General features: G+C 68.0%; 9 protein-coding genes. 3 read left to right on the top strand and 6 right to left on the bottom strand.

Going from position 1 to position 7,065, the window contains the following annotated elements:
* Window positions 1-147: 147 nt before the first annotated feature.
* Complete coding sequence (locus tag ACXJKH_RS11790; protein WP_457319577.1) at window positions 148-990, top strand: alpha/beta hydrolase; 843 nt, start codon at window positions 148-150, stop codon at window positions 988-990.
* An 80-nt stretch (window positions 991-1,070) separates the two neighbouring features.
* The gene (locus ACXJKH_RS11785) at window positions 1,071-1,742 is read left to right on the top strand and encodes an MliC family protein (protein ID WP_457319576.1); all 672 of its coding nucleotides are present in this window, start codon (window positions 1,071-1,073) and stop codon (window positions 1,740-1,742) included.
* Between the two features lie 40 nt (window positions 1,743-1,782).
* Here ACXJKH_RS11785 and ACXJKH_RS11780 read toward each other — a convergent pair whose 3' ends face one another.
* The 3 genes from ACXJKH_RS11780 to ACXJKH_RS11770 all read right to left on the bottom strand — a co-directional run bounded on the left by ACXJKH_RS11780 (window position 1,783) and on the right by ACXJKH_RS11770 (window position 4,168).
* Window positions 1,783-2,448, bottom strand: coding sequence for a DUF3011 domain-containing protein (locus tag ACXJKH_RS11780; RefSeq protein WP_256776889.1), 666 nt, complete (start codon window positions 2,446-2,448; stop codon window positions 1,783-1,785).
* Window positions 2,449-2,915: 467 nt separating this feature from the next.
* Window positions 2,916-3,317 carry a response regulator gene (locus ACXJKH_RS11775; protein WP_256776887.1) on the bottom strand — a complete coding sequence of 134 codons (402 nt, stop codon included), beginning with the start codon at window positions 3,315-3,317 and terminating at the stop codon, window positions 2,916-2,918.
* An 86-nt stretch (window positions 3,318-3,403) separates the two neighbouring features.
* On the bottom strand, window positions 3,404-4,168 hold the full coding sequence (locus tag ACXJKH_RS11770; protein WP_457319575.1) for a CPBP family glutamic-type intramembrane protease: 765 nt from the start codon (window positions 4,166-4,168) through the stop codon (window positions 3,404-3,406).
* 163 nt (window positions 4,169-4,331) lie between these two features.
* Here ACXJKH_RS11770 and ACXJKH_RS11765 point away from each other — a divergent pair, with 163 nt between their 5' ends.
* Complete coding sequence (locus ACXJKH_RS11765) at window positions 4,332-4,631, top strand: TFIIB-type zinc ribbon-containing protein (protein WP_256776885.1); 300 nt, start codon at window positions 4,332-4,334, stop codon at window positions 4,629-4,631.
* A gap of 22 nt (window positions 4,632-4,653) precedes the next feature.
* Here the strand turns inward: ACXJKH_RS11765 and ACXJKH_RS11760 are convergent, their stop codons facing one another.
* From ACXJKH_RS11760 to ACXJKH_RS11750, 3 genes are all read right to left on the bottom strand, one after another.
* Window positions 4,654-5,166: an N-acetyltransferase family protein gene (locus ACXJKH_RS11760; protein ID WP_457319574.1), complete on the bottom strand. Its 513-nt coding sequence runs from the start codon at window positions 5,164-5,166 to the stop codon at window positions 4,654-4,656.
* A gap of 262 nt (window positions 5,167-5,428) precedes the next feature.
* Window positions 5,429-6,508 carry a copper resistance protein B gene (locus tag ACXJKH_RS11755; RefSeq protein ID WP_457319573.1) on the bottom strand — a complete coding sequence of 360 codons (1,080 nt, stop codon included), beginning with the start codon at window positions 6,506-6,508 and terminating at the stop codon, window positions 5,429-5,431.
* A partial coding sequence (locus ACXJKH_RS11750; RefSeq protein WP_457319572.1) for a multicopper oxidase domain-containing protein occupies window positions 6,505-7,065 on the bottom strand: 561 nt, incomplete at its 5' end. The genes ACXJKH_RS11755 and ACXJKH_RS11750, both read right to left, overlap by 4 nt.

Below are 7,065 nucleotides of genomic sequence, written 5' to 3'. Positions count from 1 at the left end.
GCGTGACGCGGCCTGCCATTCATTGTTGCGGCACGGCAACGTCGGGCTGAATGCGGTCGCGCATAATGCGGTTCCGGCCATGGGCCATGCGATGAACGAAGGCGACAGGTGTCAGGATTCCTGAGAGGTAGCGCGCGGTGGACCCCAATGCGCCTTGCGCTGTTCTGCATGCTGATGGTGCTGGCATCGGTGTCGCGCGCTGGCGAGCGTGGCATCGCTGCAGGCGCGTCCACCGCCATGCCGCTGGTGATCGGAGAGACCTTCACCCTCGACTCGAAGGTGCTGGGCGAAACCCGTCGGATCACGGTCTACCGGCCAAGCGCCTGGAACGTACCCGCAGGCCAGCCGCTGCCGGTGCTGTACATGCCCGATGGCGGAATCGGCGAAGACTTCCTGCACGTGGCCGGCCTGATCCAGGTGCTGGTCGGCAATGCGGGCATGCGCCCGTTCCTGCTGATCGGCATCGAGAACACCGAGCGTCGCCGCGACATGACCGGGCCTACCGACGTGCCGGAGGATCGGAAGATCGCACCGCGCGTGGGCGGGTCGAGCGCGTTCCGGCGCTTCCTGCGTACCGAGCTGATGCCGCAGGTACACCAGCGCTATGCAACCACGGATGAGACCGCGATCATCGGCGAATCGCTGGCCGGGCTGTTCGTGGTGGAAACCCTGCTGCGCGAGCCGGATCTGTTCGACAGCTACATCGCGCTGGATCCGAGCCTGTGGTGGAACCGTGGACAGTTGGCCGATGACGCTGTGGCGTTGCTCACCGCGCACGCGACGCAAGGCAAGCAGCTGTTCGTGGCCAGCAGCAGCCAGCCCGACATTGCCAGGGCCAGTGCAAGGTTCAGCGCGCAGGTGAGTGGCAAGGTGCCCGGTGTACGCGTGCATTACCTGCCGATGCCCGCCGAAACGCACCAGACCCTCTACCATCCTGCCGCGTTGCAGGCACTGCGCGTGCTGTTTCCACCTGTACCGTCCACGCCCTGAACGAGGCGATCGTGCACACCACGCTGGCCTTGCGGGGCGCACAATAGGACGTCTTTTTGCTCACTGATGTTGGAGGTGCCATGAACCGTTTCGTCCTGCTTGGGGTGGGGGCGCTTGCGCTCGCGGCCTGTTCCAAACCTGCGCCGTCCGATACCGCCACGCCCGCACCCGCGCCAGATGCCGCAACGACGCCCGCGCCGACCACCGCGGCCCCCGCCACGGCAGCCGAGCCGACCCTGCAGCCGCCGTCATTCGATTGCGCCAAGGCGCAGTCCGAGTCGGAGAAGCTGGTCTGTGGTGATGCCCGTCTGGCCGCGCTGGACCGCCAACTGGCGGCCCTCTACAAGCGCGTGCAGACCAGCCCGGACGAACTGGATATCGCGGCCGAACAGCGCGGCTGGGTGAAAGGGCGCGATGCCTGCTGGCAGGCCGTGGACCGCCACCGCTGCCTGGTCGAGTCCTACCAGACCCGGATCGTTGAACTGAACATCGGCAGTGGCGGCGTGCCCGCACCGACGCCGGTGAAGTACCAGTGCGATGACGCCAGCAAGCCGGTGAGCGTGATGTTCTACAACGAACTGGATCCGCAGGCGGCGGTGGTCAGCTGGGGCAGGGACCAGGCAATCGTCTTCCCGGCCCAGGCCGCCAGCGGCAGCCGTTACACCCGCGAGGGCGTGGAGTTCTGGGAACATCAGGGTGAGGCCACGCTGGATTTCTACGGCACCACGATGAGCTGCAAGGCCGCCGGGTGACGCGTGTGGCCGGCGGTCTCCTGGCGACCGTCGGCCGTCGTCAGCGCACGCGGCGGTAGCGCACTTCGTTCTGCCGGTCGCCAACTTCGGTGGTGACAAAGCCATCGCGGCTCTGGCTGACGTCGAACACGCTGCCGCCGACATTGAGCTGACCGCCGTTGACCCAGCCGGACAGATTCTGTCCGCGCGCCTGCGCGGACATGCGCCCGTCGTTGTCGATGCGCATGCGGATGTCGGCGCCGTAGATCGGGTTGTAGCCCTCGAACTCGCCGGTCATCCAGCTGGGGACGTACGAGGTATGCCGTGCGCCCTGGTAGTTATCGTCGCTGTAGCGGTCGTCCTGCTTGTTGGCGTTGTGTACCAGCGCGCCCAGGATCGCCGCGCCGACCAGCACGCCGGCGGCAACCTTGGCATCGTGGTTGTCGTGGTCGTCATCATCGTGGCGCGCGCCACCGTCGTGGACGCGGAACGAGCCTCTGCACCCATCGTCCACCCAGACCTCGCGGCGGTCGTAGTCCCAGCTGCGGCCCTGTCGGCAGTCGGCGCCGGACAGCTTGCGGTCCAGGGTGACATAGCCGGCGCGAGGTAGTGGGCAGGACTGGTAGCGGTTGTCGCGGCTTTCGCAGGTGACGAAGTCATCGGCGCGCGCGTCCGACAGCACGGCGGCCAACAGCAGGGGGGCGGTCAGCAGGAGGCGGGTCTGCATGGTGCGGTTCCGGCAGGAGAGGGCACATGCGAACGATGCCATCCATGGATGAAAACCGGATGAAAGCGTAGGCTTTCCCCGCGGCACAACGCTGCGGTGGCCACAGGGGGCCGGGATGGTGGGTCACGGACGACGCAGCGTCATGGCCTGGCTTTTAGTGCTGGCTTGCATGGCCAGCGCGGCTGCGCACGCGGGCAACACGCCCTGCTCCGGTCGCAAGGGCGGGATCTCGCACTGTGCGGCAGGCCAGTTTGTCTGCAACGATGGCTCGATCAGTGCCTCGAAGAAGGTGTGCAGCGCCGCAGTCAATGCCAGCGGCGCGCGGTTCGCACCCTCGGCCCCGGCCGCGGCGGGCAGCTGTCCGTGCAGCGCAGGTCTGCTGTGCACGGGCCCGCGTGGCGGCCGTTACTGCCTGACGCCGTCAGGCAACAAGAGCTATAAGCCTCGCCACTGATCGGGTGCGCGCCTCAGGCGGCCTGCCCGGTTTCCATGTCGCCGAAGCAGGCGCGGATGGCGTCCAGCAGTTCGCTCATGGAATAGGGCTTGGGCAGGAAATGGATGCCGGGCCGCAGCCGCGCGGTGACCGTGGCCGGGTCCAGCCCGGAGGTGACCAGCACCGGCAGGCTGGGCTGGAACGCCTTGATCCGCTCGGCCGCGTCGATCCCGCTCAGGCCGCCCAGGCAGACATCGGTGAACACCAGGTCGAATCGCTCGCCGGCCAGCAGCAGGCCCAGCGCGGCTTCGGCCGAACTCACGGCGGCAACGTCGCAGGCCTGGCTTTCCAGCGCCATGCGGCTGAGCTCGCGGGTGTCTTCGGTGTCTTCGATCAACAGCACGCGTGGTGCGACGTGGCGCTTGGACAACAACATGACGCGGTGTTCCTTGGGGCTGGGGCGGAAAGGGCGCGCAATTATGCGGGGGGCCGCGGTGAGGAGATCGTGCACGCGGCGGCTGGCTAACGCGCAGCCTGCGCGGGAGGGCACAGCCAACAGGCCAGGGTGAGCACGGCCATTGCCACGGCGGCCAGGCGCAGCGCGGTGACCTTCCAGTCAAGTGCCATCGCCTCATCGAGGATGAACAGGTTCCAGGCCAGGTTGAGCGAAACGTGCAGGGCCAGGCCGCTCCACAACGTGAGCCGGTCCAGATGGTTCAACCAGGCAAACGCCAGCCCGCCGACGATGATCAATGCCAGGATCTGCAGGGCGGTGGCGCCCCCGTCCAGGCCGCCGGCACCCAGCCAGTGCACGGCGCCGAACATCAGCGCCTGTGGCAGGGCCGCCAGCCAGGCCGGCCAGTGCAGTACCCGCACCAGGAAGATGAAGCCAAGGCCGCGGTAGAGGATTTCTTCGGCGAGTGGGAACACGAACGCGAGCATGAGCAGTGTCAGCGGCGCCGGTGCGGTGTCCAGCCGGCCGAGCGCGGCCAGGCCGATCCAGCACGGCAGCGTGGCCAGCAGCACCAGCACCGGACCGCGTGCGCCGTGCCAGCGCAGGCCCAGGCTGTCGGCCAGCGGCAGGTCACGCGGCTTCAGCAGCGCGGCCAGCAGCACGGCCGTCAGCACCGCCAGCAGGTTGTCGAGCAGGCAGCCGCCGAACGGCATCGGCAGGCGCGGTATGGGCAGGCCGGCGGCGGCACTGAGATCGCGCAGGTTCAGGCCGATGGCCACGCCCAACAGGGCCAGCAGCGAAGCCCACCCGCGGGGCGAAGTGGATGAAGGCATGGCGGCGACGATCCCTGTAGACAGGGGGAAAGTCTGCCCCCGCGTCGGGCCAGGGGCGCGCGCCGGAAGTCCCGGTGCCGATGGTCATGGCCTTGGCGTGTTGCGTTTCAGTCATCCACATGCAGGTACAGTCGGGGCTGGAACAGGATGAGGATGCACAACGATGCAATGCCCCGTATGCAAGACCCAGGCGCTGGTGATGTCCGAGCGGCAGGGCATTGAAATCGATTACTGCCCGCAGTGCCGTGGGGTGTGGCTGGACCGTGGCGAGCTGGACAAGATCATCGAGCGCTCCACCGATGCGGCCGCGCCCGTGCGTGCCGCCGTTGCGCCGCCGCAGGCACCGTCGCCGGCGGTGCAGCATCGCGATACCCGCCATCTGGGTCAGCAGCAGTACGGTGACCAGCAGGGCTACCGCAAGAAGAAAAAAGAGAGTTTCCTGTCGGACCTGTTCGACTTCTGAGCCGGCGCGCCGGGCCTGTCGATCAGGGCCGGCGCAGGATGAACTCCAGGTCGCGGCTGTCGCCGACCACGAAGTCGTACGTGCCGACCTGCACACAGCCGTAGCGCGCATAGAAGCGCTGCGCCCCGAAATTCTCCGACCACACGCCCACCCACAGGGTGCGGCGTCGCGGTTCATCGAGCCACTGCAGGAACGCGTCCATCAGCCGCGCGCCGTGGCCGCCGCCCTGATGGCTGGCCAGCACGTACAGGCGCTTGAGCTCGACATCATCGGGGACTGCATCGGCATGCGGCAGGGTGTTGGCGCCCGCCGCCAGATAGCCCACGGCCTGGCCGGCGTCTTCCAGCAGCCACACCGCGCTGCGTGGATCCTCCAGCTCCTGCCGCTGCGGGCCCGCGCTGTAGTGGTCGTGCAGGAACGCCTGYAGATCCTGCGGCGGATACGAATCGCCAAAGGTTTCGGTATAGGTGGCGACAGCGATCGCCGAGACGGCCTCGGCATCGGCGGGGGTGGCGCGGCGGATCTGCAGGGACATGGGCGCAGGCGCAGTGGATGGCCCGGCAGCGTACGCCATCGCGGCCAACGGGAGCGAAAACCACGGGCGGGATGGCGGAACCTGCTTTCCCGCGCATCACATCATTACCCGGGACAGCCAACGAGCAAGGCGCCCGGGTGTCGGACAGGCGACGACCGCGCCGCGCGCGGCAGCCTGTGACGCCCCGGATGGGCCCGTCGGATCCGGCATGCACGACCCCTGTTATCCCGGGCGCCCGCCGCGCCCGGGATCTTTTTTTGGCTTAGAACCAGACACGCACGCCGGCCACCCAGCGGGTGTCGCGGGCGCGTTCGCCGGCGGCCTGGTGATAATCGGCGGTATCGCCGAACAGGCGTTCGTGGCTGATGCCGACGTACGGGGCGAAGCGACGGTTGAACTCGTAGCGCAGGCGCAGCCCGGCCTCGACCTTGTTCAGGCCGCTGCCGTTGCCGTAACGCGGTTCGTCCTCGGCGGTGAACGTGGCCTCCACCAGCGGCTGCAGGATCAGCCGGTTGGTCAGCAGCAGCTCGTATTCCACTTCCACGGTAGCGGCGACCTGACCGCTCTGGCCGACATAGGCCGTGGCCGAGGTCTCGAACTTGTACGGCGCCAGCCCCTGGATGCCGACCGCGGCCCAGGTGCGCGAATCGCCGCGACCGAGTTCCTGCCGGGCACCGACCAGCACGTCCCACCACGGCGACACGCTGCGGCCATACAGGACGTCCAGGTTGGCCGAGTCGGTGCGTCCACCGCTGCGCTCGCCTTCGCTGCGCAGCCACACCCGGTGGATGTTGCCACCGACCCAGCCGCTGGCTTCCCAGGCCTGGCCGTTGCCGTGCTTGCCGTCCCAGTGCTCCAGCCGGTTGACCAGCAGCATGCTGTGGATCTCGGGCGGGTGTTCCATCGCACCGTGTTCGATCGCAGGGAAGGCGGCGATGCGGTCGGCATCGGTCACCGTCGGGATCGGTTCCCGTGGGGTGTCGGGTGCCGGCGGCTTGGCCGGGCCGTGGCCGATCGCGGCGTGGTCCATCGTCGAATGATCGGCGTCACCGTGGCGGGTCGGCGCAGGATCCATCTGGCCGTGATCCATGCTGCCGTGATCCATCTTCGAGTGGTCCATCCGGCCGTCGTCCATGGCGCCGTGATCCATTTTTGAATGGTCCATCTGGCCGTGGCCCATGCTGGCGTGATCCACCGTATCTTCATCGACCGTCGGCGCATCGGTGCCGGGCGGCGGAATCATGGCATGGCCTGCGTGCGACTGCGCCCACGCCGGGGCGGAGAGCGCCAGCAGCAGCGCGCTGGTCAGGATCGACGTCGTGACAATCGGAGAACGGCTCATTCTTCGATCCTCACTTCGCGCATCATGCCCGCTTCCATGTGGTACAGCAGGTGGCAGTGGTAGGCCCAGCGGCCCAGCGCATCGGCGCGCACGCGATAGGTGCGGCGGGTGCCGGGCGGCATGTCGACGGTGTGCTTGCGCAGCTGGAACGCGCCGTCGGCGTTTTCCAGGTCGCTCCATACTCCGTGCAGATGGATCGGGTGCTGCATCATGGTGTCGTTGACGAGCACGATACGCATGCGCTCGCCGTAGTTCAGGCGCAGCGGTGCGGCGCTGGCGAACGGGATGCCGTCGAAGGACCAGCTGAACTTTTCCATGTGGCCGGTCAGGTGCAGCTCGACCTCGCGGCCGGGTTCGCGGCCATCGGGATCGTCGAACAGGCTGTGCATCGCGGCGTAGGTGAGCACGGTGCGGCCGTTGTCGCGCAGGCCGATGCCGGGATCGTCGAGCTTGGGAGCGGTGGCCATGCTCTGCATGTCGACCAGCGGGTTGCCCTTCTCACTGGGCGGGTGCCGGGGCGTCTTGTCGGTGCCGCCGTGCGCGGCGTGGCCCATGTT

The organism is Stenotrophomonas sp. P5_B8 (assembly GCF_054049855.1).
The sequence above is the reverse complement of the archived record's forward strand: the minus strand, read 5'-3'. Positions and strand labels throughout refer to the sequence as shown.

Excerpts from the sequence above, each read along its gene's own strand:
- ACXJKH_RS11790 (WP_457319577.1), top strand. The coding sequence starts at position 148 with ATGCGCCTTGCGCTGTTCTGCATGCTGATGGTGCTGGCATCGGTGTCG.
- ACXJKH_RS11785 (WP_457319576.1), top strand. The coding sequence starts at position 1,071 with ATGAACCGTTTCGTCCTGCTTGGGGTGGGGGCGCTTGCGCTCGCGGCC.
- ACXJKH_RS11780 (WP_256776889.1), bottom strand. The coding sequence starts at position 2,448 with ATGCAGACCCGCCTCCTGCTGACCGCCCCCCTGCTGTTGGCCGCCGTG.
- ACXJKH_RS11775 (WP_256776887.1), bottom strand. The coding sequence starts at position 3,317 with ATGTTGTTGTCCAAGCGCCACGTCGCACCACGCGTGCTGTTGATCGAA.
- ACXJKH_RS11770 (WP_457319575.1), bottom strand. The coding sequence starts at position 4,168 with ATGCCTTCATCCACTTCGCCCCGCGGGTGGGCTTCGCTGCTGGCCCTG.
- ACXJKH_RS11765 (WP_256776885.1), top strand. The coding sequence starts at position 4,332 with ATGCAATGCCCCGTATGCAAGACCCAGGCGCTGGTGATGTCCGAGCGG.
- ACXJKH_RS11755 (WP_457319573.1), bottom strand. The coding sequence starts at position 6,508 with ATGAGCCGTTCTCCGATTGTCACGACGTCGATCCTGACCAGCGCGCTG.